This window comes from Bacillus badius NBRC 15713, assembly GCF_001591605.1.
In the GTDB taxonomy this organism is placed as follows: Bacteria; Bacillota; Bacilli; order Bacillales; family Domibacillaceae; genus Pseudobacillus; species Pseudobacillus badius.
In genome coordinates this window covers 1-25,955 of sequence record NZ_BCVF01000031.1, presented here as the reverse complement: position 1 = coordinate 25,955, position 25,955 = coordinate 1, and the positions used below count along the sequence as shown (strand labels likewise).

The window sequence follows — 25,955 nt, the reverse complement described above, 5'->3', positions numbered from 1 at the left end:
TTAAACAGGTGGACGCTGAGATAGAAAACAGCTGAAAACGTGGATAAAGTGGTACAAGGCAGGCGCACTTCACCGTTTTAAAATAGGGGTATTCCTCCGTAAAAGGATGTGAATGTACGCTATTATTTTTAAAAGTGATAGATCAAGTATCCTTTCTTTTCGGAAAAAAATGGTTGCAAAACGCTTGATTTTTGTATATATTGTACATGTGATATATACACAATATATACATGTCGGTTTTGAAGGGAAAAGAAGAGCGATTACTACTGTATTTCTAAAAAATAAAGAAGAGGGATTGGCATGAAAATAATTATTTCCAACAGTTCAAAGGAGCCGATTTATGAACAAATTACTAATCAAATTAAATCGTTTATTTTAGCAGGCGAATTGCGGGAGGGGGCAGCCATCCCTTCTATGCGCAAACTCGCGAAGGACTTGCAAGTTAGTGTCATTACGACGAAACGCGCCTATGAGGAGCTGGAGAAGGCTGGCTTTATTTATTCTATTGTCGGCAAAGGCTCTTTTGTCGCAGAGCAAAATGTAGAGGTCATGAGAGAGAAGAAACTGAGGGTCATCGAGGAACAGCTGAGCGCCGTCATAGCGAATAGCAGAGAAATGGGGCTATCACTCGATGAACTGCAGCAGCTAATGAAGATTTTATATGAGGAGTGAGAAAGTGGAAAATGTAGTTGAATTAAAAAATGTGACAAAAAAATTCAAGGATTTTTCCGTTAAACCTATTGATTTGCAAGTGAAGCAAGGATTTATAACGGGATTCATTGGAGAAAATGGCGCTGGCAAGTCGACAACGATAAAAATGATGATGAATTTATTAAGGCCAGATGCCGGGGAAATAAAGGTTTTCGGGTTGGACTACAGGACACATGAGAAGGCGATCAAGCAACGTATTGGATTTGTGTATGATGGCAATGTGTTTTTTGAAGGACTGAACTTAAAGGATATCAAACGTATTGTAGCACCAGCTTATCAACGCTGGGATGATGCACTGTTTTATCAATATGTAGAGAAATTCCAACTGCCGCTTAATAAAGCAATGAAAACCTTCTCAAAGGGGATGCAGATGAAAGCGTCATTAGCGGTAGCACTATCACATCATGCAGAGCTGATCATCATGGATGAGCCAACAGCAGGGCTAGATCCCATTTTTAGGAGAGAACTGTTGGGGCTCTTGCAGGAATTAATGATTGATGGTGACCGCACGATTTTCTTCTCTACACATATTACAACGGATTTAGACCGCATCGCAGATTATATAGCTTTTATGCAGGGTGGGAACTTGGTATTTAATCAGTCTGTTCATGATGTAGCTGAAAACTATGCGCTCGTTAAGGGAGGGTTGGATCTTCTGGATAGAGACACTGAACAGGCTTTTGTTCATGTTCAGCGTGCATCAACAGGATTTGAGGCATTAACAGATAATATTCAAGCAGTGAAAGATATTTTCGGAGACACAGTGCTCATGGAGCGCGCTTCTCTCGAAGATATCATGTACTACTCGAAAGGGGGCGTATCTCATGTTTAATTTAATCAGACGTGATGTCATACTGCAGAAAAGACAGCTCATCATCTTTATTCCTTTTATCTTGTTCTTTATTATAATGGGTGTTCCCCCGGTTTTGACTTTTCTGGTTTCCAGTATTTTCATTCCGTTTAACACATATGCGTACGATGAAAAGGCAGAGACGAATATATTATTAAACTCCTTGCCTTATACACGTGCCGAAATTATCGCATCACGCTATCTTGGCGCGATCGTATATATGATTTTATCCATTGGGGTGACCAGTCTGGCCTTATTTGCTTTCAATCAATCTTTTACTATAGCTGATGTGGCGATTGGCAGCGGCTTATTCTTATTGTTTGCCGGGCTCACCTTCCCATTATTTCAGATATTTAAACCAGGCTATATTACAACCGTTATTCTTATTAGCTTTGTTATTTTAACATTGATAGCGCGGCCTATGATATCATTTATAGCTGAGCACTTAACAGCCATCACCGATTTTATTGCCAATGCATCCATCCTGGCTTTATATACGGGTGCGGCACTTGCTATTCTGACCGTCTATGTGATTTCTTGGGGGATCACCACTATAATTTACCAACGAAAGGCGTTCTAAGCGGGTTTAATACCCCTTGGACAGAGCCTAATGAAATTTCTTCAAAAACATTTCCTGACACTGGGCAAAGAAGGAATCCGTTTTGATCATCTTTTTTCAAAACGGGTTTATTTTTATTTTGGAGCTGCATCTTACATAGGAAATTCATTGAACAGGCTTACCCGCAGCCAGCTCCCGAAGCGGTTGATCAAAGTCTTTTCGGGGAGAGGCAAGCCGGATGGCGGAATGATTAGACCAACTTACATTAACGAGACAGAGGTGGGGTTGTATGCCTAAAATGGACAATATGCTAGCCATCCTATGGATGCTTAGTTCAGGCAAAAAAATAACTGCAAAGCAAATTTCCGAAAAGTTAGAGGTGAATATAAGGAGCGTATATCGTTACATTGATACACTTTCAACAAGCGGCGTGCCTATCATTTCAGACACAGGACATAACGGCGGCTACACTTTATTAAACAATTTTATCCAGGCGCCGCTCTTTTTTGATTCTGAGGAGCAAACCTCTTTGTTTCACGCTGCCGTTTTTGCAGAAGAAGCCGGATATTATGGAGGTGAAGCGCTGCATCGGGCGATGTCAAAGCTAAGCAACTATTCGAATCAAGAGCAGGAAGTAAAGGTAAACCGACATGTAACTAGTCTTGAAGTAATCAGTCGAATCAGTTCCCTTTCATTAACGCCTTTCTTGAAGGAGCTGGAGCAGGCTGTAGCTGATGGCTGCTCTGTGAATATTCACTACCATCAAAGCGGGACAGAGCTATTCAAGTACAGGCTGGTTGATCCGTACAAAATTATTTATTGGAATAATAAATGGTATGTGATTGGCTTTTGTCACCTTAGAAGGGATTTCCGCAGTTTCAGGGTAGATCGGATGGAAAGCTTGATGGTGACGGAAAATAAGTTTAACCGGACAGAAAACTTTTCTGCATATGACTTTTTTATGAAGAATCTCCTGCCAACGACAGAAAATAAGGAAGAGATTGTTTCAGTGATTATTACTGGGGATATAAGGGCATTGGATGATATTTGCCAGCATTGGTTTTTAGGTCATTATTTACAAGAGCGAACGTCAAAGCAAGCAGTGTTTTTTCTTGAAAAAGATATGATACATACATACGTACCTTATTTGCTTTTGCCCTATGGCAAATCGCTTCAGGTTATTGAGCCAGCCAGCCTTAAGAAAAAGCTTATTGAAATTCTGTCGGAATTAATCAACTTTCATCAAGTATAGTAACTTCCCTGACGTTAGCTGTCAGGGAAGTTATCTTATACTAGGCTATATGAATGGTGAGGGGAGCGTTATTGGATGAAAACAAAAAAAGCTTATCTGTATGTATTTCATACCATGTCCGATTGGGAATACGGATATTTAATTGCTGAATTAAACTCGGGCAGATATTTCAAACAAGGTATAGCGCCTTTAAAGGTAGTTACGGTAGGAACGACTAAAGAAAGCATCATGACAATGGGAGGGGTGAATATAAAACCGGATATTTCCCTTGATGAGTGTACGGTGGGGAGTAAAGATCTGATCATTTTACCCGGCGGGAACACGTGGAGGGAAGAGATTCATCAACCTATTCTGAAAACAATTGGTGCAGCTTTAAAGCTTGGCACGGTTGTTGCGGCCATTTGCGGGGCAACTGAAGGCCTTGCAACGATGGGCTATCTCGATTCTAGAAAGCATACGAGCAACAGCCTGGAGTATATGAAAATGGTTTGTCCTGATTATAAAGGAGAAGGGTTTTATGAGATGGGACCTGCCGTATCCGATAAGAATTTGGTGACGGCATCAGGGGTAGCTCCTCTGGAATTTGCCATGGAAGTACTGAAAAAATTGGATGTATTCGCACCGGACACGTTGCATTCATGGTATAGCCTAAACAAGACTCATCAGCCTGAATACTTCTTCCAGTTAATGAATTCGATCAAACATTAGATAATTGGAGAAAGTACTTCAGACAGTCTCGTTGGGTGACCACTATCTATGAATATCCTCTGATTAAGACAAATCCCCGCTGAAGAAACCTGAATTCAGCGGGGATTTGCCAGTGCAGCTTTTTAGTCAGTGCTTTCAGTTGCCCTGTTATTTAAATGAAGCGACATGTCTTTTAGGTTCTTAATGAAAATATGTGCGGCGGCAGACAGATATTTGTCTTTTCTGTAGACGATTCCTATTTCCCGAGAAAGATTGGAATGTGAAATTGGAATAATCTTCAAACCGCTATGGCTAAGGTATTCTAAGTAGGGTTTAGGCAATATCGTTATTCCCGCACCCTCTATAACCATATTAATTAACGATTCCATGGTTGTAATTTCAAAGACTGGCTCGGGAACAAAACCAAAATCCTTACATGCCTTATTAATAAGCTGCCTGATAAAATAATTTTCCGGAAGCAAGATCGAAGGTGTTGTCTGCAACGCTTCTAAGCCTAATATCCTCTCTTTTTCTAATGGATGGCCAACGGGTACTGCAAAGGCCATTTCCTCTGTATATAAAGAAATTGTTTCTAATTCTTCCCCTTTCATAGGCAAGAAAACGATCCCGAAATCCAGCTGATTCTCCAATAAATGTTTTTTGATGTCCCCAGTACGAAGCCCAAATACCGATATCTTAATGGCGGGATACAGGCGATGAAAATCAAGCAGGGCAGGCGGAATAAGATAATTTTCAACTGTTAATACGGTTCCGATGGAAAGGGTTCCCCTTTGAAGTCCATTCAATTCATTGATTGACGTTTTTGCTTGTTCTATTTCCGAAAAAATATTGCGGGTATATTTTAAAAGTAATTTTCCCGACTCGGTAAGATCTATCTTTTTGCCTATGCGATCAAATAAAGGTGTACCTATTTCATGTTCTAATAACTTAATTTGCTGGCTTAGAGAAGGCTGGGTAATACCAACCTTTTCTGCAGCTTTTGTAAAGTGAAGTTCCTGGCAAACGGCATAAAAGTATTCAAGTTGTCTTAATTCCATTCTAAAGCCTCCTTGTTTAAAAAACATTCCGCAAAATACCAATGAAACGATGATTACAACTACACAGGTTATAATCATAGTTTTAACCTATCATTATTATACAAATAATTGAATTGAACTATCAATTATCCTATCTTAAACTATTCATAACATAAAAGTCCAACTTATTAAGGTAGTTAGATTAAGTATGGAACATCAATTAGGATGACAAAGCTTTTGATTGATGCTTTTATGGATTAAAAATTTAAGGGGGTTCACAAAATGAGCAATGAAAGAACGGGTATTATCAGCTACAGGGAGTTTTTGAAAAAGAGCAGGAAGCCGGCCATTCGGGCATGTTCCTGGAAATGGAAAGATATTTATCCTTTGCTTAATCAGTCTGTATCAGAGGATTTTCTTGAAGCTGGACGCGGAACATTATCGCTCATTCATAAGGATACGGGAGATGCGTATGGAACGTCATCAACGATGAACGTAGTAGTTCAGGTTTTCAAACCTGGTGAGCATAACAAGCCGCATCGCCATACGAATGTAGCTTTAAATTTAGTATTTCAGGGGAAAGGTTTTAGCATCGTAGATGGCGAGAAGATTGAATGGGAAAAAGGAGATCTATTCCTGGCTCCGCCTTGGTCTTCCCATGAGCATTGCAACACCTCCGAAACAGAAGATGCTATTCTTTTTACTTTCCAGGATGTTCCGGTTCTTACTTCAATGGGCACATGGTTTTTGGAAGAGCCAGTGGGGACTGCACCTCGACACATAGTAAAACCGGATGTGCCGATAAAGAAATAATAAAAAGTACTGGCAGGCAGCTGCCAGACGCACATTTTATGCAAACTAAAAACAATGTAGTCATTGAAATGTAATCTAACCTATAAGTCTAAATTTTTGTAATGAATACTGGAGGATTAAATAGATGAAAAATTTTAATGTGGCTATTCCCACTCCCTTTCACGAGGATGAGAGCATATATTTTGAAAGCTTTAATCCTATCGTTGAGTACTTAACTTATAACGGAATAGAGTCATTGCTTGTATCTGCTACTACAGGTGAACAAAACTCGATGAGCATCGAAGAGCGAGTGCAAATCATTGATTATTTTAACCAGCAGAAGTTTAAACATGTTGAACTGATGTTTGGTGTATCAGCTACAAGAACCAAGGATGCCATAAAGCTGATCGAGAAGCTGAATGACTCTGTTTTCGATGCGATTCTCATTCAGTTTCCTCCATATATCCAACCGACACAAGAACAAGCGGTTTTCTATATAAATGAGCTGCTGGGCCGCACAACGAAGCGCGTTGTGCTTTATAATAATCCGTTCCGAACAGGGTTTGAGCTGAGTGCCGAATCACTTGAGGCACTTATGAGTCAAAAGCACGCTAATCTGGTAGGACTGAAAGAAGAAAGCGATGTGAAACGCCATAAGAACACAAGTTTACCTAAGGATTTTATTATGTTTGCTGGAGGGGATGTCAACTTCACAGAAAAGGTAAGGGAGGGCTGCAACGGACTTTCCAGTATGGTAGGGAATGTCTACCCTAAAGAAATGAAGCAAGCCTTCAATGATCTCTTAATGAATAAGCCGGTTGATCTTAGAAACATCAATCAGCTGATTAATGAAGTGACGCAGCATCAGACAATTATAAACATAAAAAAACATTATAATTCTTTAGGCATAAAAGTGGGAAGCTGCCGTTCTCCTATTAAAGATATTTAACTGTTGAAAAAAACATTTTAAAATAACCGCTGAAATAACTAGATTGAGGCCGCCTTCTTACTAGAGGAATGCGGCCTCAATCATTCTTAATCTATTTCTATATGTGATGCTCTATTCAAGCGGCTGATTCTGGAATGATTCAGGTTGTTGAAACGGACTCATAAGCTTGAACGCTGATCAATCATTCCGTCCTAACTGCTTAATCATCCACTGGGTACGTTCTTGATAGGCAAGACGGCAATTCGTGAAAAGATGATCAGTTTTATACCAGGAAATCTTCTTTGGCAAGCTTGCAGCAGAATAGAATGTATCTGCTTGATGCTTTGGCACAAATTCGTCATCATAAGCAAATTGAAAGAACAGTGACGCAGGGGCAGCTTTATTTATGTAATGAACTGCATCCAGCGGCTCCAATTCAGAAATAAACTTCTGAAACGGCTGTTTGGGGAGTGCGGTGCGAATCAATGCCGCTAATGGGTGCTCACTTGTTTTATGCCACTCAGATACACTGGAGAACCCAGCCATTAAAACATATGATTGAATCCGTTCTTCAACCCCGGCAAGAACTCCGCCCCAAGTCGCACCCAAACTATGGCCAATATAGGCAAGACGGTTTGAATCAATATTTTCGAAGCTGCAAAGAAGATCAATACCCCTTTGAATGTCAACTACTGTCTGAGCATATTGACTAACCGCAGTGATTGTCTTGATCATCAGATTAAATTGCTCTTCCTCCGATAAGTCCTTTGGAGGCTGACTTCGCATGGCAGGGGCAGCAATTAAAAGAGAGACTATTCCTTTGGAAGCTAAAGATTCAGCTTCAAGCAAAAAAGTTGAGCGGCTGCCTTGGCCTGGATGCATAAAAACAACTGCTGGCAAAAGACCGTCAGTATTTGGAACGACTAGATAGGCAGGCACTTTCCCGCCATATGGACTTATATAAGACACATCCTTAACTGCATAACCATCCTTTTCAATACTCGAGTATTCTTCGAAACCTAAAGACAAAGAACGATTATAATTAAGCACGAACCCCACTCCTTTAAGGTTATTCAAAAGCGCCAGTGTTTTTATTTATATTACCACAATTTACCTCTGTGTTTTAGGAAAATTCGTTTCACACATAGACTTGTACAGATAGTTCCTTGGAAAGCGAGGGTCTCAAACGGGCTCACTTTTTTATCAACATTCGTGTTTGTCATTAGAATTATACATTCTTACAAGTAAAGTTTTGGATTTTCTGAGAGAAGGATAAGAGGCAATAGTCATCCTTTAGTTAAGCATAAACATTATATTTCATTATGTGCAAAATTCATATAAGTAATCAAACCATTACGCAGCAAGATAATTTGCCGCAATCTAAAGAGATGAAAGTAAAAAAGAGAGAAGCTGCCAATAGCACTTATTTTTATCACTGTAGTACGAGGGCGTATGGCGAGCTGCCTTTAGTTAAACTTGATAGAAAACAACCGCTTGATACAGCCTAATTCTCTTCTTTAGCACTTTCAGAATATATTTATTTAGTATATATACTTTAAGGGCTTTTTTAAGGAAAAAGAAAAAATAATCTATTTTATTCTTCTATTAGATATATACTTAGTATATAATGATAAAGGAAAATGATGGGAGGAGAAGCTATGATTAAAGTGACCAATCTAACAAAGGAATTTGTACAGGGGCAAGAGAGAACACAAGTGTTGAAAGGTATTGATCTGCATATTGAAGAAGGGGAATTCGTGGCTATAATGGGTCCAAGCGGCTCTGGAAAAAGCACATTGCTTCAATTGCTGGGGGGATTGGATGTGCCTACCAAGGGAGATATACAAGTTGATCAGCACTTTTTAAATAAAATGAAAGAAAGAGAAAGAACAATATTTCGAAGACAAAAGTTAGGCTTTATCTTTCAAAATTATCAATTGCTGCCGACTTTAACTGTGGAGGAAAATATCGCATTCCCGCTTCACGCAGACGGAAAATTAACGAATGAAAAAAATAAATGGATTCATGAATTAATTGCTTCTGTAGGATTAGAGGGATTAAATCGCAAGCGTGCCAATCTGTTAAGCGGCGGTCAGCAGCAGCGTGTGGCTATAGCTAGAGCGCTTGTTAATCATCCAGCTGTGCTATTAGCGGATGAACCGACAGGAAACTTAGACAGGGCTAAGGCAGAAGAAATTCTTGTTTTATTGTCAACGTTTCACCGTAGGAAAAAACAAACGATTGTAATGGTGACACATGATATTTTTGCAGCCGGTTTTGCAGATCACCTTATCCTTTTTAAAGATGGAGTAATAGATCAAGTGATATCCAGGAAGGAGGAGGACTATGCTAAATATTTGGCGAATTTCATGGCGTAATATAACCCAAAACAAAAAAAGATTTTTCTTTACATTGCTGGCTATGATACTGGGGACGTCTTTTTTAACATCTATGCTGGTAGCCGATAAAACAACAAAGGACGTATTTGACTATTATGAGCAAATGTATGTGGCTAATGCCGACTATTGGGTGCTTAGTGATGAACATACCTATCCTGAGAAGCTGATCTCGTCCATTCAAAAGGATTCTGCGGTCACTCATACATTACTTGCCCTTGATAAGCAAGCCTTCTTTGAACTTGACGATGATCACTCTTTGAATGAGAGGTCGGTTCGAATTACAGGAGTAAATGATCAAAATAGCCCTTTACTGAAGCTCCCAGTCATTGAAGGCAGCTTAGATAATAAAGGAATCATCTTGCCGGAAGCTGCTGCAAAGCTGTTGGGAAAAGGAGTTGGGGATACCGTTCGGTTTACCGATATGGGAGAGGCGAAAATTTCTGCCGTTGTTGAGTACACACAACTGCTTGCGAGTCCCAGTGATTGGGAAAGTGCAGAATCAACCAGCTTTCGCGTTATGGCTCCGCTTGAAATGTTAAGAGAGTGGACAGGAAAGAATGACGAGATTTCCTATATGCGCTTTCAAGTTGAAGGTGACGGCACGGATCTCTTTCGCTCTTTTCAGCAAGCATCCGTCGGTTCTGACGTTTATATAGAGCCGGTTGTGGCGGATGATCTCCAGAGCAATGATATAAGCGGACTTTACACCTTCTTCTATTTAATTGCGGGACTATCCATATTTATTAGCGGGTTTATTGTGTTTAATGTGATTTACACAAGCGTTATAGAAAGAAAAAAAGAATTTGCTATAATGAAAAGTTTAGGTTACACACAAGGCTCTGTCTCTAAACTTATTCTTATTGAAATGCTGCTGTTAGCATGGCTCAGTACAGCCGTTGGCGTTCCGCTTGGCATATGGCTGGGGGATCTGTTTATGCAGGCTCTTCTTAGTGTTTTTGAGTTTGATATGGTCTATACATTAAATTGGAAGCTGCCCATGCTGCTGGCTATTGTTATCGGGTTGCTAATCCCTGTCATATTTTCGCTTTTTCCTATTTACAATGCAGGCAAGACCTCGATTCTACTTGCATTAAAAATAGCCAATCAAACGTCCGCATCCTCAAGACGGCATTTTCTTAGAACGGCTGTCGGTGCAGTGCTTCTTGCCTTTGTGTTTGTCGATCACCCCGTTTCATATATGGCTATATTAATAGGTGTGATTCTTTTATTCCCTTTGCTATTGTCAGGTTTAAGCAAACTAGTAACGCCCATTTTGAAATATCTTTTTAACTATGCTGGCATCATGGCTGTAAAAAATCTCTCGCAGCAAATAAATCGCAATGCCAATACAGCTGCTATCCTTGCCATCGGCATATCGATTATATTATTGCTCGGTGCAGCGGTAGAGTCCGCTCCAAAAGGATACGAAAAAGAAATAAGGGGTACATATGGGGGAGATATGAGAGTGACATCCGAGACACCGTGGTCCTCCGAAGATAGAGCAAAGCTGCTTTCTTATGATGACGTGGCCGATGTTGAAACATTAACCGAAGCTACACCGATTACTTGGAAAACGAAAAAAGGAAGAAGCAGGCAATTTTCTGTTCTTTCTGTAAGTGAAAAGGGCCCCTCATTATTTGCTGATCCCCGCGAGAAGGATTTGTATAAAAAGCTAAAACAGGAGCCTTCTGTCCTGCTTGGAAATCGCGCTTTTGACGAGTGGGGCGGAGAAGTTGGACAAAGCATCCTGATGAATACACCAAATGGCGAACAGCATTTTAAAGTTGCCGGAGTAGTGAAAACATCGCATTATTCGGGTTATGTCGCATTTATGGATGAGGAATACCTTCATAACGATTTTGGATGGACCACTAGCTTTGATTTGCTGCTTACGATAAACAGTGAAGCGGGCGATTCTATTCGTGAGCGCTTATGGTCTGATTTTGGTGATCATCTTTCAAAGGTCCAAACCGTCGAGGATGAAATTGCCTCTACGACCTCAGCCATTTCCGGCATGAATGATCTTATTTTAGTCATGTTGTTTCTGATCATCAGTCTGGCCAGTATAGGTACGGCTAATACGCTGCTGATGAATATTCTAGAACGTGTATCCGAGATGGGAACGATGCGGGCCCTTGGCTTTACGAAACGGCAGGTTAGCAGCATGATACTTGCTGAAGGTATGCTCATCGGCTTATCAGGAGTGGTTGGGGGTGTGGCAACAGGTGTAATTTTAGTATATATAACAAGTAAATCCCAGCTGATGGAAGGGTTTGTGTCTTTCCAATTACCGTTGGACAATATTATACTAGCAATGATTGCCGGAGTTTCTCTAAGCCTCTGTGCAGCCTGGATTTCCAGCAAAAGCGCAAGTAAAATGGATATCCAATCATCACTTAAAGAAGGTTGATAATTTGTCAGTAAAGTATGGGATTTTAACATCATTATTCCGGCAAAGGCATCATGGGTACGAATTGAAATTAGAAGTAGATTCTCTGCTTGGAATCAAAGGCAAAATTAACCCTGGCCAGGTTTATACTACTCTTGATCGTTTGATGCGTGACCAGCTTGTCTCATCTCCGGGATGGGATGATCAGGAAAGAAAGTTGTTTCAGTTAGAAGCAAGGGGGAAAGATGAGCTGGAAAAGTGGTTGCTGGAGCCTGTGCCTTATTATACAGCCAAAGAGGATTTTTTCTTTAAATGGAACTGCGCCCGAAAAATTCACTTTGCTCAGGAAAAGCAAATGCTTGAACAGCAAAAAGAAATGATTATTAAAGAGGTGATGGAATTAACGAAATTAAAAACCGAATTATTGCTGCAAGGCGAGGAAAATAAATATTTATTAATTACTGGTACGCTGCTGCACTTAGAGGCGGACCTGAACTGGATAAATCAAGTTGAAAATCGAAGCCGTTGATATTGATGCTATAGCTATTGCCTGTCAGCTGCTTGACCAATATAAAAAACTTATTCAGAGCGTCACCTGCTGGTGGCGTTTTTATCATTTTAATTTTCAGCAAATGTCACAAGATTAGTTGGAAGGATCCCAAATTTTTTTGTTCGAACCGTTATTTATTGTACTATTAAAATAACGAAGGGAGCGGCATCTCAACTAATATGGTTTTTAGCCGACTTTAGATGTTTATATAAGGGGGATGTAGTTTGATAAAAGTAGCATTGTTCGGACCGGAGGAAGCAGTGAATCTAGTAAAAAAATATGATTCTGTTATCGAAGAAATAGAATTACAGCCTTTTATTTATCAAACAACAGAAGATATGGAAACACTCATTACTCAAGCTGTGCACTGTGACGTTTATTTGTTTTCCGGTATCTTGCCCTATTTCTATACAAAAAAAATCTTGGGCAGTTTCAGCAAGCCAGCCATTTATATAGCTGATAATGAGCTGGATGTGTCGTTGACTATATTGTCTGTCACTCATCATAAAGTGGCGGAACTAGACAGAATTTCCTTTGATTTGCCGGATCGGAGAAATCTGGATATTATTGTGAATCAACTGCAGATGAGCCCTAAGCCTGTTCATGTCTTGGATTATTCATGGGTGAAGTCGGACAGTGAAAGGAAGTTTGAAGTAGAGCCGATACTTAAATTCCACTATGAATTATGGCAGTCAGGGAAGGTGGACCTTTCTATTACGAGTATTCACGCTGTTTATGATCGATTAGTCCAATTAAACGTTCCATGCATGCGTATGATTGATGCGGAAAAAACGATCGTTGATGCCTTAAAAAAGGCGAAAAGTTTAGGAGAGCTGCAGCTGGCTAAATATTCGCAAATTGCTATGGGACATATTATGCTGTCGGCTAAAGATCAGGACATCAAGAATTTCGACCAATCCGTCGTCAAAGAAGTGAATGTGCTTATCAAAAAAATCAATTGTACCGTCCAGCCAACAACTGATGGCTCCATTGTTTTTTATGGCACAAAAGGGGGGATTGACTATTTAGTTGATAATCTCTATTTATTGGATGATGTATACAAGGCTGCAAATGAACAATCGGTTTATGTTCATATGGGCGTTGGTTTGGGGATGACGATTGTAGAAGCAAAAAATCATGCGCAAATTGCTATATCCTTCTCCAGCAAGAAAGGGTGCGATCATTCGATTCATATCGTGAATGAGGATAAAGTGGTCAGCAACCCGCAAAAATCAGCGGATCATCCGTCGATTCTTAAAACCGAGGATGAAAGAATCTTTGAATTGGCTAAGCAATTAAAAATTAGTGTGACGAACGTGATGAAAATGAAGCAGTTTATCGAATCACGACCAGTGAATAGTTTTACATCTAGTGATATATCTGAGTACTTCGGGATTACAAAGAGAAGCTCCGAAAGAATGCTGAAGAAATACATGGAGTGCGGGTTTCTTCATATTATCGGAGAGGAGCAGCCATTCCAAAACGGACGGCCGAGAGCGATTTATCGATTAGATTTAAAATATAAATAAACAAAATGCTAAAATAAATGCATTTGTTTTAAGAATAGTCAGAATTTTCGTTGACTATTCTTTTTTTATCGTGTAGATTATATGTTAGTTACCGACCATATACCGACCACTTAGGGATAGGAGTGAAAACGATGGGTGAAACAAACAAGGATGGTTCAAGAAGGGGGAAATGGAAGCTTTACGTTCCGCATGTTTACGTCATACTTTTTTCGATTATTGTTATTTCGGCAATGGCTACATATGTCATACCTGCCGGACAATACGAACAAACAGAGGATAAGAATGGCCGCACAATAGTGATAGATGGAACCTACCATCATGTAGAACAGTCTCCAGCTTCATTTTTAGATGTTTTTCAATCCATTCACCAGGGGATGTTAAACTCCGCAAGTATTATTTTCTATATTTTTATTGTTGGCGGATCATTTGGTATTTTACACGCATCAGGGGCGATTCCGGCGGCTGTTGGAAGTATATCAAAAGCTATGAAGGGCAGGGAGTACTTGCTTATTCCTCTGTTGATGACATTCTTTGCCCTGTCAGGTGCCATGTTAGGTCTAGCTGAAGAAACGATTCCCTATATCACCATTCTAGTTCCGCTGATGGTTTTAATTGGGTACGATTCGATTGTTGGAGCGGCTATTGTCCTTTTAGGCACATCGGCTGGTTTCACCGCAGCATTTATGAACCCGTTTACAGTCGGTGTGGCACAAGGGATCGCCCAGATACCCATATTTTCCGGTTTAGGATTCAGGGTTGTTCTATGGTTTATATTTTTAAGTGTAAGTATTTGGTATGTTATGCGTTATGCCAATAAAGTAAAAAAAGATCCTAAACAGAGTGTATTGTATGGTTCGGGGATTAAAGAGTTTGATGCACCGGAAAAGGTTGAAGAACTGACCACCCGCCACAAGCTTATTTTTCTAGTGTTACTTGCAACACTGGCAGGGCTTGCTGTTGGCGTGATGAAATATGGCTGGTATTTGACTGAAATTGCTGGTTTGTTCTTGCTCATGGGAATTTTAATGGGAATAATTGCAAAGATGAAAATGGATGCTATTGCAGAGGCTTTTATTGAAGGCTGCCGTGTTATCGTCATGGGTGCACTAGTTGTGGGCGTCGCTAATGCGATTCTTGTCATTTTGCAGGATGGAAAAGTTATGGACACGATTCTTTATGGATTTTCTTCATCCATTGGAGAATTGCCGTCAGGACTCGCCGCATTCGGAATGTATATTGTTCAATGTGCACTAAACTTTATCGTTCCATCAGGAAGCGGCCAGGCAGCGTTAACGATGCCGATTATGGTACCGCTTTCAGATTTGGTTGGCGTAACGCGACAGACCGCTGTATTGGCTTTTCAATTCGGGGATGGAATCTCAAATATCTTTACGCCGACATCAGGCTATTTCATGGCAGGGCTTGCTTTAGCAAGAATTCCATGGTCGAAATGGGTGAAATGGATTTTCCCTTTAATTATTATTCACTATGTATTAGGCGCCATTTTTGTCACTGTGGCACATATGATTGGTTTTTCCTAATGAACGCGGAGGTGAAACAAGATGAAAATTGAAGCTGAGTTAACGAATTGGATCGTTAAGCAACGCCGCTATTTACATCAGAATCCTGAACTCTCTCATCAAGAAAAAAGGACGAAGATGTATGTTAAAGAGCGGTTAAACGAAATGGGAATAGAAACGTATTCACTTACGGGTAAAGATGTCATTGGCATCATGAAAGGTGATCATGATGGAAAAGTCATTGGAATCCGTGCTGATATGGACGCATTACCGATTAAGGAAGAAACGGGTTTGCCGTTTGCCTCGACCAAACCCAATGTCATGCATGCCTGCGGTCATGATGGGCATATGGCTATTTTGCTTGGCATTGCAAAGGATTTATCTCATAAAAAAGACAAGATCCATGGAACGGTTCTATTCATCTTTCAACATGCAGAGGAAGCACTGCCAGGAGGGGCCATTGAATTAGTCGACAAAAATTTGCTGAATGGTATTGACGCGATGTTCGGCTATCATCTTTGGCAGCCGCTGGAATTAGGGTTCATCGGTATTCATCAAGGTCCCGCCATGGCAGGAGTAGATCGCTTTTGCTTCACGATATACGGGAAGGGAGGGCATGGATCGATGCCTCACCAAACCGTTGATCCTACAGTGGTGATTTCGAATATCATTACACAAATGCAAACAATTGTCAGCAGAAGCCTTGATTCAAAAGACCAGGCAGTTGTAAGTATTGGTGAACTGCATTCAGGCTCGAATTATAATGTCATCCCTCATACCGCTTATGCATCTGGAGCTGTGCGTTATTTTGACAATGAAGTTTCGAAGCTAATAAGAAAACGAGTGGAAGCGATTATCAAAGGAGTTTGTGATTCATTTGGCGCTTCGTTTGACTTATCGTATGAACAAGGGGACCCACCTTTACTGAATGATAAACAGCTCACAGCATTTATTCAAAAAAAGGCCATTAACCTTTTTGGCGAAGAGCGTGTCGTTCAAATGAACCCAATTATGGGAAGTGAAGATTTTGCCCATTATTCAGCTAGCATTCCAGCAACCTATACATTTATAGGGATCGGAAAGCCCACGCACCCGTATGGACATCATCATCCGAAATTTGATATAGATGAAGCTATGCTTTCGGCTGGTGTTGAATTATTTACCAACAGCGTGCTGGATTACTTGAAAGAGGAGGCGGACAAAAATGAAAATCCATTCAATTGAAGTGTTTGCTGTACGGCTTCCTTTGGTCAGCCCTTTCATCGTTAGTTATCATACATACCACGATATGCCGTCAATTGTTGTGAAAATAGAGACTGACAACGGTTTAATAGGATATGGTGAAGGTACGCCAGATGAACATGTCACAGGGGAAACATGGGAAGGCACGTATGCTGTATTGAGTCAAACACTTGGCCCTGCGGTCATAGGCATGGATCCGTTTCAAATTGAAAAGATCCATGAGAAAATGAATCGAACAATATTTGGGGCGACTACGGCCAAGGCAGCCATTGACATTGCCTGCTATGACTTAATGGGGAAAGCTTCGGGCCAGCCTGTTTATAATTTATTAGGCGGGCGCTATCATGAAAGCTTAGAGATTCCTAAAGTCATTAGTATATTATCACCGGATGAAATGGCTGAAGAAGCGATACAAGCAATGAAGGATGGCTACAAGACACTGAAGCTGAAAGTAGGAACGGATATAAATCTCGATAGTGAGCGAATTCGCCAAGTGCGGAATGCTGTCGGTCCGGAAGTTCCAATTAAGGTAGATGCAAACCAAGGCTGGGAAAATAGCGCGGATGCCCTGCGTGTCCTCGGGGAGGTTGTTGATTGCAAAATTGATTGGATTGAGCAGCCAGTTGCCGCTGCTGATATCGACGGGCTCAAGGAGATTAAGCAAAAAGCCATGATCCCGGTTATGATTGACGAAGGCCTTCATGGTGATAAAGAGATGCACGAAATTATCGTAAAAAGAGCAGCAGATAAGATCAACATTAAATTGATGAAATGCGGCGGGCTCTACCCAGCAGCACATTTAGTGCATCAAGCCCAGATGGCAGGTTTGACTTGCCAAGTAGGGTCCATGGTAGAATCAGCTATCGCATCAGCTGCAGGGCTTCACTTATCCATTGCAAAGAAAAAAATTCAAAGCAATGAACTTGTTGGCCCGCTGATGTTTAGCAAAAATGTTGCAGAGATGGATTATAAGATCCCGTATGTTCACCTTTCTGATAAGCCCGGGTTAGGCATTGAAATAAATGAAACGATCTTAAATGAATTAACGAGCCGCTGTGTGAAGGTTGAAAAGCAATAACATTTAGCCTCTTGATCGAACATCAAGAGGCTTTTTATAGCTTTGGGGCACTAAATATTTTCTCATGTTCCCGCCTTGGGAATCTAACATCTGCTTGTTTTTCACTTTCGATTAGCGCCCTAAAGGCATATAGCTGCCAGATAGTCAACCGATTCAGGAGCCAAAGAATGTTCTGGGCAAATCATTGACTTCATATGCCGCCCGGATTCCAGATTCGATGGCTCCTTGAATCCAGGCGTGGGCAGTTGAGGCATGTTCACCAGCAAAATGAATTCTTCCTTCTGGTGTGGATATATGAGGGGATAATTCTTTTATCTGTTCCGGCTTAAACATAGTGAAAGCTCCTGCAGCATACGGATCTCGATTCCAGCTGTGGCTCGCCCCTCCTTCGAAATCACGATACACCTGTTCACCATGTATGGCAGCTAAGTTTTTTAAAACATACTCCATGCGCACATCATCCTCCAGGCTATCCCAGGGGACAGTATCATCACCCCATGTATAACTGCCCAAAATCACCCCCGAACCTTGTGTGCCAATACCGTGGCTTGGGTAATGGACATATTTAATGGGGAGATCCGTAATCGTTTGGCCGCCATAGAGTCCTTGTTTTTCCCAGAACCTATTTTTGAACTCGATACCTGTTTTGGTAGCTCCAACATAGTGAAGTTCCCGAATGGCTTTCCATTTGTTTTCTGAAAATGAATGATGAGGCTCTACTTCGACGAATTGCAGAGTGGAAAAAGGAAGAGTAACAATCGCAAGGTCACCAGTCATTTGAAATGATCCTAAGACTTTATGGGCAGTATGGAGTGTCACTTGGCTGTTCTCCTGTACGATTCTCTTCAAGCTGTGTCCATAGCGGATCTCATCTTTCAGCTGAGCAGTGAAAGCTTTGGGCAGCTGAGCGTTCCCCCCGGTGATTTCATAAAACGTAATCGCAGGGGTAAAAAGGATGAAAAGTTCACGTAGTACATCTAAGAAAGAAAGCTCCGAAAGTCCCTCAAGCGTAAGGACGACCTTGATCATTTCAATGGCACCTGCAGATAAGGTGACTCCGTATGGGTTATATCTCAAATAATGATCCATTGAATATTTATCTAAAGCTCTTATGACCCGCGGCCAATTCTTTCTTGGATTTTGCTCAATAAAATCAATTATCGGCTTTGCTGCTAACTGAAGCAGTTCTGCAGCAGTTTTCCCTTTTTCATGAGGATAAACAGGGTATTGCAGAATATCTGGATTCTGTTCATATTTCATTAAACGGATTTTTTTCCCTTTCACATAGATGATGTCATTAGGGGTGGATTGGATAAATTCATTGGTTGGAAGCCGGAATTTTTTAATATATTCCATCGTCAGCAAATGAGTGTGCGGGATGCGCATGGCACCCGCCTCCAGGTATTGTTGGTTTTTAAAACGGCCCTTCAGCGTATATATTCTTCCGCCAACCCTGTCTGCAGCTTCGAGAATAGTGATATTGTGTCCAGCCTGCTTAAGCAAGGATGCCGCAACCAATCCAGCCATGCCTGCACCAACAATCATGATTTTCTTAGGAATATTAGTTTTTTTAAGCCCATTTCTAATAATTGAAATCATTTGTTCCGAGGACAAATGAGGAAATACGTAACTGAACATGCTATTCCTCCTCAAGGCAGAGAATTAATAAAGTATGTCTTCCTATCAATCTATTCAAATAAAAACTAGAATTATGAAGTGAAAAGAAAAAAGTTGTTTATGCGGGTTATTCCTGCCCCTTCGTGCGTATGAGAATAGTTGTAGCTTTAGTCAATAGGCATGGAGGAGTTGCGCTTTCTTCTTAATGTAGAGATTCCGCTAGAATCTCCCAACTTTTCAGTCTTGCAGTTCTCATCATTGCTCAATGCCATGAAATTATATAAAATGATAAAAAAGAATAAGAGGCTGTAAATTCGAAATTTTTAGATTTTATCACTACGAAAATTGATTGGAGATGAACGAATGGATAATGTCATAAAATCCGAACCCCTCCACCTTCAAGCGTATGCCATCATTAAATCTTCTATCTTGGAAGGGGTCTTCCAATCTGGAGAAAGGGTGGTTGAATCTAAGTTAGCAAGCAAATTTGGGGTAAGCAGGGGACCGATTAGAGAGGCGATTCGGATGCTGATTCAAGACGGCCTTCTCACACAGCATGATGGGCTTGTCCAAGTTTTTCAGCCCACTCACCAAGATATTATTGACATTTTACAATGCCGTCAAGGCTTAGAGGCCATAGCTGTTCGATTAGCGACCAACTCTCTCTCTTCGGATGAAAAAGAAAGGCTGTTACATTGCATTGATCAGACAAGAGAGGCCTACAAACAAAATAACTTTAAAAAATTAGTATTGTTTGATCAGCAATTTCACGATTTAATCATTGAAGGATCAAGAAATAAACAACTGATTCAGCTGATGGAGGTGATTAAATCTAAAGTGATCTATATCCGCAATCATATTATCCCTAATGAATGTATTCATCCGATTTCAGATGAGCATGAACGGATCTGCCAGGCGATCCTGGAAGGAGACGAAGAAAGGGCAGTGAGAGAAATGAATGATCATATCGACAAAGGACTAGAAAATATGTTAAAGATTCTGTCCTTGGATAAAAACGAATAAACAGATGGTTGAATAAATAGCGCTACAATAAACCTTAAGGAGAGCCAGCCTTCCTTAAGGTTTATTAAGTTTTCAAAATTGTTGACTGTTAACCGTTGACAATATAAACCAAATCATGTTATTTTTCTTAATATACAAAAATATTGAATTTTTCAACAATTTTCATTTGATGAAAGCAAAGGGGGTGAATAACGGCTTGGCCGAGGTTAAACGTTTCTGTGTAGAAGCTTAGCTTGCTTTTCTGAATAAACTTTAAGCTGTTGATGGTCGTTCATCACAGGAAACAGTCGGGCGGTATATCCCCATGAAAAAGTGTTGCCAAGTTCCGGTGATACTTGAGGCAGCCATCCGCGTGCCATCCTGATGAATCATGAGTTTTCCCGGTTCACACGCAATCAGATTGGTGCGAGCCAAGTCGGCTGATATAGCTGTTAATGCCTCTGGGTCGTATTGAAAAAGCACAATCTGATTTTTAGAGAAATACATTCATTCATAATTTAAAGGAGGAAGAGTGATGGGAATCATTTTAAAGGAAAAAGTTCAAGGGCCAGCTGTATGGAAGGGAAAAGAACTGCTGCAAGACGATTCCTGGATTTATTATTGGTCGAAAGACGCTATTGCTTCTCTTGAAAATGCTTTGCGGCATGTACAGGAAAAGGGATTAAAGGCGCCGGATTTTACCAAAGAAGATTTTCCGATTCCTGACCTCGCTAATGAGATCGCTTACTTTGTGGAAGAATTGGAGAATGGCCGAGGATTTCTGCTCCTTCGCGGACTGCCGGTTGAACAATATACAGATGAACAGGCGAGCATCATTTATTATGGTCTTGGGCTTCACATGGGCACGCCAGTTACGCAAAATGTAAAAGGGGATCTCTTGGGGCATGTGAAGAACATCGGGGAGAATAAGACAAAAAGTGTCCGGGTATATGAAACAAACGAACATCTTCCTTATCACACAGATTTATCCGATGTAGTCGGATTGTTTTCTCTTCGCAAAGCAAAATCGGGCGGTTTAAGCAGCCTGGCAAGTGCCATGACTCTTTATAACGAAGTGTTGGAAAAATACCCAGAGTACCTTGGAATTCTTTATCGTCCATACCTCATGGATCACCTTGGCGATGGCAGGCCGGATTTTACCCCGATCTTCAGCTACCATGATGGTAAATTAAGTTCACGGTATATGAGAGGTTATATCGAATCGGCAACAGAGACAGCAGGAACCCCTCTGTCCAAAGTGGAAGCAGAAGCATTTGATATAGTCGATTCCATCCTTCATGATGAGAAGATCCGTCTGGATATGATGCTTGAACCGGGAGATATTCAATTTGCTAATAATTATATGGTTTGGCATTCCCGTACACTATTTGAAGACTATGATGAGGTGGAACGCAGACGCCATTTATTGAGATTGTGGCTCAAGATGCCTAATTCTCGAAAGCTGGCGCCAGATTTTCCAGGACGGAACGGGATTCCAAAACGTGAAAAAATAGCTGATAGCGTAAATGCTTAAAGAGATGAAATGAAGAAAGCCTAATGAGGGAGACCGACAATACATCGCCGAACATATGAACTGTACAAACATGGACATAAAAAGCCGATTTTCCTGCATGAAGGAATTCATCGGCTTTATTTTTTTCAATAGGGGGAAGAGAGCAAGGAATTTCTCGTATTCCCGAATAAAATTAAAAGCCTTTTCTCGCGTGATCTGCTTTTTAATACTGATGTCGCCGTCTAAGCAAGGTTTAAACTCTGAGTGAGCCGCGAAATCCCCTGGCAGCATAGTAGGCTTCCGCTCCATTGTGGTAGACGAAGACCTTGCCGAAACGCCGATCGCAAAAAAGGGCACCGCCGAGTTTTCTAATATCAGAGGGTGTTTGAATCCAGCTTGAGGTTTTCATATCGAAATCTTCAATTTTCTGCAGCGCTCGATATTGTTCTTCTGTCAAAAGTTCAATGCCCATGGCGGCCGCCATATCAATAGCATTATTTTCTGGCTTATGTTTTTTTCTTGACTCCAGACCTTCACGATCATAACAAACACTTCTGCGCCCTTTTGGACTTTCCGCTGAGCAATCATAAAAAAGGTATTCGTCCTGCTGTTTATCATGGCCAACAACGTCCGGTTCTCCGCCGGTTCTTTCCATTTCATTGAGCGACCACATTTTTTCAGAATTAGCTTCCAGCTTTACTTGGACTTTGCTCCATTCAAGCCCTTTATGGCGGCTCATGTTGTTCTCAAAACGGGCTTTCAACACTCTAAATAATTCTTCGCGTTTTTCTAGCGGCAGCTCCATTGCCATAGTTGTATCCCCCTTATTGTTTGTATCTATCTTGATTTAAGTATATATAACTGTTTGTTTTTTTACCTTAAATAAATCTGCTTCTTTACACTCTGCTGGATGGTGGAATAAGAAGCCTTCGCTTCATCTTTCTTTAAATAAATAATCTTCCACAGCGTTTTTCACGGCCTGTTCTTCGGCGGCTTTCTTTTCTTCCTGTAAGTGCTGGAAGAAAAGAAGGAATGCTCCCATTAAAATAGCGGCAATCAATATAATCCAGCTCCACTTTTTGATGATGGTTCCCTCTTGCGAATGGCTTCTTATCATTTTGCGGCTGGTGAAGTGAGAACATTATTTGAAACATCATGTATAATAGGGAAGAATGAAAATACAAATTTTAGTAAAATGTTTGTTAAATCAAAGGGGGAGAAGATGACCATATGTTGCAATTGAAAGGAAAATACAATACAGCAAAAGTATTTACTGACAATGTAGAACAAACGGCTATGTCTCAAATTATTGAGCTATGTGACCAAGAGTTTGTTCAACATTCGAAGATTCGAATTATGCCGGATACTCATGCCGGAGCCGGCTGCACGATTGGCACAACCATGACGATTCAAGATAAAATTGTTCCCAACTTAGTGGGGGTCGATATCGGATGCGGGATGGAAGTGGCTGTGATTGATAAACATAAAGCGGAAGTCAATTTCGATCAGCTTGATGATACTATACGCAAATTTGTACCGAGCGGCTTTAGTGTCCGTTCCAGCAGCCAGCGCCATCCGCTTTCTAAGCGTGTCAATTTCAGAGACGTCCGAGCTCCATTTAATTTGAACCGGGCAAAGGATTCTATTGGTACACTCGGAGGCGGCAATCACTTTATCGAGCTAAATGAGATGGATGACCAAGTAGTATTGGTGATTCATTCTGGATCAAGAAACCTTGGTAAGCAGGTAGCCGAGTATTATCAGAAGCGCGCTTATGATGAGTTGACGGACATTAGTGCGCAAAGGAAAGCAATTATTGAGCGGCTGAAGAAAGAGGGCCGGCAAGCAGAAATTCCTGAAGCTCTACAAGCAATCAGCAAGCCGAAAGTTTCAAAGGATCTAGCCTATTTGAAAGGCCAAGGCTTTGATGATTACATGAATGATATGAAAATAGCTCAGGAGTATGCCAGGTTAAACCGTAAAGCAATGGTAGATGAAATTGTGACACGTATGGAGTGGGCTATTGTTGATCATTTTACTACTATCCATAACTATATCGATATGGAGAATATGATTTTGCGTAAAGGCGCTATTTCTGCTCAACAAGATGAGCGCGTCATTGTTCCGATTAATATGAGAGAGGGTTCGATCATTGCCATGGGAAAAGGAAATCCCGATTGGAATTTCTCAGGACCGCATGGAGCGGGGCGCATCATGTCGCGATCTAAAGCTAAGCAAACGTTATCCCTGCACGACTTCGAGGATTCTATGAATGGCATATGGACCACATCCGTTGGAGAAAGCACACTTGATGAATCACCAATGGTTTATAAGTCTATAGATGAAATTATCAATAACGTTAAAGAGTCTTTAACGATTGAACGGGTAATTAAGCCTTTGTACAACTTTAAAGCCCATTAATATAATTTAGCTGAAGCTGTAACAGATAAATAGTCTAAAAGAAAACATGAGGGCACCTCGGCCTTCTTGCACTAATGCATCTGTTCGCTTCAGCATTTGTTCGCAGCTGTTTATATCCCATGCTGTGATTAATATTGTTCGCAATCTTCTTTTAAGCAAATCTCGATGAATTCAAAAATATTTCTTGCTTCCACAGAACGATTTCCCCAGTCATGCCAAAAGTATAATACTTGTCCTGCTGTGCCAGCGTCAGATGGATCTGTATCAATGCAAAGGTAATCACCGCCGCCATTGGCCGCAATGGGAATCCACTTGGAATTCCAAAGAAATGGCTTAAGCTCTTTTTCAAATTCTAACTCTAACCCATCATCTGGATCGAATTCTTCTTGTAGAAAACACCAATTATCAATAACTTCAGAAGTGGGTGACAAAGTCAGATTTCTTACAAACGGATTCGTTCCAAGCTCCCAAACTTGTCCGTTATACACCCTGTAAAGACTCTTTACTTCTTCAGGAAGTGTCACCCCCAATGTCTTCTCAATAAGTTGAAAATCTTCATCACTTGCGCCTGGCTGAAGATTTAATGATTCCTTAAAGCCACTCTCAAAATTTTCTCCTCTTTCAATCATACGCTCCCATAACCATTCTGCTTGGTTTATCATACTTTCCATCTTCTCCTCACCCCTCAAATATAATACTGCCAAGAACAACAGGAATCAGGCTTTCCTTTCTTCTGTGAATGTATTTTACCATAACAACCCATTATATTGCGGTAGGGAAGTCAACATATCAAGATAGACAACGGAAAATTCATCATTTATTGGTATAATCTATTTTAGAAACGTGTCTTTCCTTGATTTAGATAGTCTATGGTTGAGTGTGAGGTTTACTCCAAATATTCTTTTCTTATCCTCTTTATTGCTGTGTGTAACCGTATATGCGAAAAACAGCTACATTGGATTATTTGTAACCTTAATGTACTTTATCATTGATGTTCTATCTGATGGCAGGATGTTTAAACTGTTTTCTATCGGTTCAAACACAAATAACTTTTTCTACTCAGTGTCGCCGGAATATTATTACCTGAATCGTCTAATGATATTGTCTTTAAGTTTCTTATTTTTATTTCTCTTCTGTAAGAGGTCAGTTAAGTTATAGATTTTTTCCTTGAACAGCTTACATTTCCGCTCGGAAACAGCGGCCAGTACGCTAACGAGTAGAGGCTATGACAAAGAAGTTAGCCAATGAGGCATTACGGCGGTTGGAGTTTTAGTTCAACTCTAATTTTACTTTTACAAATAGCTAAAACAACGGTGGTCAGCTCAAGTATATAGGAAAGGTGACTAGTATATATGGATATAAATGCCGAACACCTAATAAAGCTTTGCCAATTGCTAATGGAGAGCATTCAAAAAAGCGGTTTGGAACAGGTGCCTTTAGATTCAGATTACTATTGGGCAGTTTCAGATGATGATATTGAAAATTTGGATAAAGAAGTTCCAGAATTAGTAGTGGGGTCTTTATATGATGATTGGACAAGTCTACAAAAGGTAATGGAGGGAGCTTCCCCTTTAACGTCTATAGACATAGAGAGAGTTGCGGCTGTATTAAATTATTTAGCAAGGTACATACAGAAGTCAGACAATGAAGTTCTTTTTTAGAGAGTTGTGCAACTGTTGTCCCGTTTGCTAAATGTTTAATTGTTTATCAAAAAATAAACTGAAAGTAAAATTGGCTATTCAAACATGTAAGGACCGGTGAAATGTCGATTGAAATCAACATGAGCTGCAGGTTTAAAATAAAGCTGCGGTGTTTTTAAAAAAACTGTGACATTTATGGAAATCCCCCTTATTTAACAAGTGGGGTTGCAGTTTGTCGA

General features: G+C 40.5%; 25 protein-coding genes. 19 read left to right on the top strand and 6 right to left on the bottom strand.

Annotated elements, in window-relative coordinates; translation table 11 throughout:
• Positions 1 to 112: 112 nt before the first annotated feature.
• The 6 genes from BBA02S_RS14585 (at position 113) to BBA02S_RS14555 (ending at position 4,080) form a co-directional block, all read left to right on the top strand.
• Positions 113 to 304: a hypothetical protein gene (locus tag BBA02S_RS14585; RefSeq protein ID WP_041113367.1), complete on the top strand. Its 192-nt coding sequence runs from the start codon at positions 113 to 115 to the stop codon at positions 302 to 304.
• The gene (locus BBA02S_RS14580; protein ID WP_041096633.1) at positions 301 to 672 is read left to right on the top strand and encodes a GntR family transcriptional regulator; all 372 of its coding nucleotides are present in this window, start codon (positions 301 to 303) and stop codon (positions 670 to 672) included. The genes BBA02S_RS14585 and BBA02S_RS14580 overlap by 4 nt, the downstream gene beginning before the upstream one ends.
• Positions 673 to 676: 4 nt before the next feature.
• Positions 677 to 1,543 (top strand): ABC transporter ATP-binding protein, encoded by an 867-nt coding sequence (locus BBA02S_RS14575; protein WP_041096631.1) that lies wholly within the window; start codon positions 677 to 679, stop codon positions 1,541 to 1,543.
• A complete protein-coding gene (locus BBA02S_RS14570; protein WP_041113368.1) occupies positions 1,536 to 2,141 on the top strand; it encodes an ABC-2 transporter permease in 606 nt (201 codons plus the stop codon). Before BBA02S_RS14575 ends, BBA02S_RS14570 begins: the two co-directional genes overlap by 8 nt.
• Positions 2,142 to 2,409: 268 nt before the next feature.
• Positions 2,410 to 3,372 carry a helix-turn-helix transcriptional regulator gene (locus tag BBA02S_RS14560; RefSeq protein WP_041096625.1) on the top strand — a complete coding sequence of 321 codons (963 nt, stop codon included), beginning with the start codon at positions 2,410 to 2,412 and terminating at the stop codon, positions 3,370 to 3,372.
• Positions 3,373 to 3,447: 75 nt separating this feature from the next.
• Positions 3,448 to 4,080 (top strand): type 1 glutamine amidotransferase family protein, encoded by a 633-nt coding sequence (locus tag BBA02S_RS14555; RefSeq protein ID WP_041113369.1) that lies wholly within the window; start codon positions 3,448 to 3,450, stop codon positions 4,078 to 4,080.
• Positions 4,081 to 4,202: 122 nt separating this feature from the next.
• Here BBA02S_RS14555 and BBA02S_RS14550 read toward each other — a convergent pair whose 3' ends face one another.
• Complete coding sequence (locus tag BBA02S_RS14550) at positions 4,203 to 5,117, bottom strand: LysR family transcriptional regulator (RefSeq protein ID WP_041113370.1); 915 nt, start codon at positions 5,115 to 5,117, stop codon at positions 4,203 to 4,205.
• Between the two features lie 261 nt (positions 5,118 to 5,378).
• Here BBA02S_RS14550 and BBA02S_RS14545 point away from each other — a divergent pair, with 261 nt between their 5' ends.
• Entirely contained in the window at positions 5,379 to 5,909 is a 531-nt protein-coding gene (locus BBA02S_RS14545; protein WP_041113371.1) for a cupin domain-containing protein, read from the top strand.
• A gap of 124 nt (positions 5,910 to 6,033) precedes the next feature.
• Positions 6,034 to 6,837 (top strand): dihydrodipicolinate synthase family protein, encoded by an 804-nt coding sequence (locus BBA02S_RS14540; protein WP_041096617.1) that lies wholly within the window; start codon positions 6,034 to 6,036, stop codon positions 6,835 to 6,837.
• A 177-nt stretch (positions 6,838 to 7,014) separates the two neighbouring features.
• On the opposite strand, the gene BBA02S_RS14535 is transcribed toward BBA02S_RS14540, so the two are convergent.
• Complete coding sequence (locus tag BBA02S_RS14535; RefSeq protein ID WP_041096615.1) at positions 7,015 to 7,866, bottom strand: alpha/beta hydrolase family protein; 852 nt, start codon at positions 7,864 to 7,866, stop codon at positions 7,015 to 7,017.
• Between the two features lie 608 nt (positions 7,867 to 8,474).
• Between BBA02S_RS14535 and BBA02S_RS14530 the strand changes: the two genes are divergently transcribed.
• The 7 genes from BBA02S_RS14530 (at position 8,475) to BBA02S_RS14500 (ending at position 17,523) form a co-directional block, all read left to right on the top strand.
• Positions 8,475 to 9,194, top strand: coding sequence for an ABC transporter ATP-binding protein (locus tag BBA02S_RS14530; RefSeq protein ID WP_041113372.1), 720 nt, complete (start codon positions 8,475 to 8,477; stop codon positions 9,192 to 9,194).
• Positions 9,163 to 11,625 carry an ABC transporter permease gene (locus tag BBA02S_RS14525; protein WP_041113373.1) on the top strand — a complete coding sequence of 821 codons (2,463 nt, stop codon included), beginning with the start codon at positions 9,163 to 9,165 and terminating at the stop codon, positions 11,623 to 11,625. The genes BBA02S_RS14530 and BBA02S_RS14525 overlap by 32 nt, the downstream gene beginning before the upstream one ends.
• 4 nt (positions 11,626 to 11,629) lie before the next feature.
• Complete coding sequence (locus tag BBA02S_RS14520) at positions 11,630 to 12,133, top strand: PadR family transcriptional regulator (protein ID WP_041096608.1); 504 nt, start codon at positions 11,630 to 11,632, stop codon at positions 12,131 to 12,133.
• A 245-nt stretch (positions 12,134 to 12,378) separates the two neighbouring features.
• Complete coding sequence (locus BBA02S_RS14515) at positions 12,379 to 13,683, top strand: hypothetical protein (RefSeq protein ID WP_041096606.1); 1,305 nt, start codon at positions 12,379 to 12,381, stop codon at positions 13,681 to 13,683.
• A 131-nt stretch (positions 13,684 to 13,814) separates the two neighbouring features.
• Positions 13,815 to 15,224: a YfcC family protein gene (locus BBA02S_RS14510; protein WP_041096604.1), complete on the top strand. Its 1,410-nt coding sequence runs from the start codon at positions 13,815 to 13,817 to the stop codon at positions 15,222 to 15,224.
• 21 nt (positions 15,225 to 15,245) lie between these two features.
• Entirely contained in the window at positions 15,246 to 16,427 is a 1,182-nt protein-coding gene (locus BBA02S_RS14505; RefSeq protein WP_041113374.1) for a M20 metallopeptidase family protein, read from the top strand.
• Positions 16,408 to 17,523: a mandelate racemase/muconate lactonizing enzyme family protein gene (locus BBA02S_RS14500; protein ID WP_041096600.1), complete on the top strand. Its 1,116-nt coding sequence runs from the start codon at positions 16,408 to 16,410 to the stop codon at positions 17,521 to 17,523. The genes BBA02S_RS14505 and BBA02S_RS14500 overlap by 20 nt, the downstream gene beginning before the upstream one ends.
• A 153-nt stretch (positions 17,524 to 17,676) precedes the next feature.
• Here BBA02S_RS14500 and BBA02S_RS14495 read toward each other — a convergent pair whose 3' ends face one another.
• Positions 17,677 to 19,161 (bottom strand): flavin monoamine oxidase family protein, encoded by a 1,485-nt coding sequence (locus tag BBA02S_RS14495; protein WP_041113375.1) that lies wholly within the window; start codon positions 19,159 to 19,161, stop codon positions 17,677 to 17,679.
• Between the two features lie 342 nt (positions 19,162 to 19,503).
• On the opposite strand from BBA02S_RS14495, the gene BBA02S_RS14490 reads away from it, so the two are divergent.
• Positions 19,504 to 20,163 (top strand): GntR family transcriptional regulator, encoded by a 660-nt coding sequence (locus BBA02S_RS14490; RefSeq protein WP_041113376.1) that lies wholly within the window; start codon positions 19,504 to 19,506, stop codon positions 20,161 to 20,163.
• 514 nt (positions 20,164 to 20,677) lie between these two features.
• Entirely contained in the window at positions 20,678 to 21,676 is a 999-nt protein-coding gene (locus BBA02S_RS14485; protein WP_041096593.1) for a TauD/TfdA family dioxygenase, read from the top strand.
• Positions 21,677 to 21,908: 232 nt separating this feature from the next.
• Here BBA02S_RS14485 and BBA02S_RS14480 read toward each other — a convergent pair whose 3' ends face one another.
• Both BBA02S_RS14480 and BBA02S_RS20745 read right to left on the bottom strand, forming a co-directional pair.
• Positions 21,909 to 22,466: a DUF4256 domain-containing protein gene (locus BBA02S_RS14480; RefSeq protein WP_041096592.1), complete on the bottom strand. Its 558-nt coding sequence runs from the start codon at positions 22,464 to 22,466 to the stop codon at positions 21,909 to 21,911.
• 123 nt (positions 22,467 to 22,589) lie between these two features.
• Positions 22,590 to 22,772 carry a hypothetical protein gene (locus BBA02S_RS20745; protein ID WP_156136592.1) on the bottom strand — a complete coding sequence of 61 codons (183 nt, stop codon included), beginning with the start codon at positions 22,770 to 22,772 and terminating at the stop codon, positions 22,590 to 22,592.
• 113 nt (positions 22,773 to 22,885) lie between these two features.
• On the opposite strand from BBA02S_RS20745, the gene BBA02S_RS14475 reads away from it, so the two are divergent.
• Positions 22,886 to 24,076 (top strand): RNA-splicing ligase RtcB, encoded by a 1,191-nt coding sequence (locus tag BBA02S_RS14475; protein ID WP_041113377.1) that lies wholly within the window; start codon positions 22,886 to 22,888, stop codon positions 24,074 to 24,076.
• A gap of 128 nt (positions 24,077 to 24,204) precedes the next feature.
• On the opposite strand, the gene BBA02S_RS14470 is transcribed toward BBA02S_RS14475, so the two are convergent.
• Entirely contained in the window at positions 24,205 to 24,738 is a 534-nt protein-coding gene (locus BBA02S_RS14470) for an SMI1/KNR4 family protein (protein ID WP_041113422.1), read from the bottom strand.
• A 690-nt stretch (positions 24,739 to 25,428) separates the two neighbouring features.
• Between BBA02S_RS14470 and BBA02S_RS14465 the strand changes: the two genes are divergently transcribed.
• On the top strand, positions 25,429 to 25,737 hold the full coding sequence (locus tag BBA02S_RS14465; protein WP_041096588.1) for a hypothetical protein: 309 nt from the start codon (positions 25,429 to 25,431) through the stop codon (positions 25,735 to 25,737).
• Positions 25,738 to 25,955 lie beyond the last annotated feature (218 nt).

Bases quoted from the DNA above. Each gene is read 5' to 3' on its own strand.
- BBA02S_RS14465 (WP_041096588.1), top strand. From the start codon at position 25,429: ATGGATATAAATGCCGAACACCTAATAAAGCTTTGCCAATTGCTAATG.
- BBA02S_RS14475 (WP_041113377.1), top strand. From the start codon at position 22,886: ATGTTGCAATTGAAAGGAAAATACAATACAGCAAAAGTATTTACTGAC.
- BBA02S_RS14525 (WP_041113373.1), top strand. From the start codon at position 9,163: ATGCTAAATATTTGGCGAATTTCATGGCGTAATATAACCCAAAACAAA.
- BBA02S_RS14570 (WP_041113368.1), top strand. From the start codon at position 1,536: ATGTTTAATTTAATCAGACGTGATGTCATACTGCAGAAAAGACAGCTC.
- BBA02S_RS14585 (WP_041113367.1), top strand. From the start codon at position 113: ATGTACGCTATTATTTTTAAAAGTGATAGATCAAGTATCCTTTCTTTT.
- BBA02S_RS14505 (WP_041113374.1), top strand. From the start codon at position 15,246: ATGAAAATTGAAGCTGAGTTAACGAATTGGATCGTTAAGCAACGCCGC.
- BBA02S_RS14470 (WP_041113422.1), bottom strand. From the start codon at position 24,738: ATGATAAACCAAGCAGAATGGTTATGGGAGCGTATGATTGAAAGAGGA.
- BBA02S_RS14530 (WP_041113372.1), top strand. From the start codon at position 8,475: ATGATTAAAGTGACCAATCTAACAAAGGAATTTGTACAGGGGCAAGAG.
- BBA02S_RS14540 (WP_041096617.1), top strand. From the start codon at position 6,034: ATGAAAAATTTTAATGTGGCTATTCCCACTCCCTTTCACGAGGATGAG.
- BBA02S_RS14495 (WP_041113375.1), bottom strand. From the start codon at position 19,161: ATGTTCAGTTACGTATTTCCTCATTTGTCCTCGGAACAAATGATTTCA.
- BBA02S_RS14480 (WP_041096592.1), bottom strand. From the start codon at position 22,466: ATGGCAATGGAGCTGCCGCTAGAAAAACGCGAAGAATTATTTAGAGTG.
- BBA02S_RS14555 (WP_041113369.1), top strand. From the start codon at position 3,448: ATGAAAACAAAAAAAGCTTATCTGTATGTATTTCATACCATGTCCGAT.
- BBA02S_RS14545 (WP_041113371.1), top strand. From the start codon at position 5,379: ATGAGCAATGAAAGAACGGGTATTATCAGCTACAGGGAGTTTTTGAAA.
- BBA02S_RS14580 (WP_041096633.1), top strand. From the start codon at position 301: ATGAAAATAATTATTTCCAACAGTTCAAAGGAGCCGATTTATGAACAA.
- BBA02S_RS14490 (WP_041113376.1), top strand. From the start codon at position 19,504: ATGGATAATGTCATAAAATCCGAACCCCTCCACCTTCAAGCGTATGCC.
- BBA02S_RS20745 (WP_156136592.1), bottom strand. From the start codon at position 22,772: ATGATAAGAAGCCATTCGCAAGAGGGAACCATCATCAAAAAGTGGAGC.
- BBA02S_RS14510 (WP_041096604.1), top strand. From the start codon at position 13,815: ATGGGTGAAACAAACAAGGATGGTTCAAGAAGGGGGAAATGGAAGCTT.
- BBA02S_RS14560 (WP_041096625.1), top strand. From the start codon at position 2,410: ATGCCTAAAATGGACAATATGCTAGCCATCCTATGGATGCTTAGTTCA.
- BBA02S_RS14485 (WP_041096593.1), top strand. From the start codon at position 20,678: ATGGGAATCATTTTAAAGGAAAAAGTTCAAGGGCCAGCTGTATGGAAG.
- BBA02S_RS14550 (WP_041113370.1), bottom strand. From the start codon at position 5,117: ATGGAATTAAGACAACTTGAATACTTTTATGCCGTTTGCCAGGAACTT.
- BBA02S_RS14500 (WP_041096600.1), top strand. From the start codon at position 16,408: ATGAAAATCCATTCAATTGAAGTGTTTGCTGTACGGCTTCCTTTGGTC.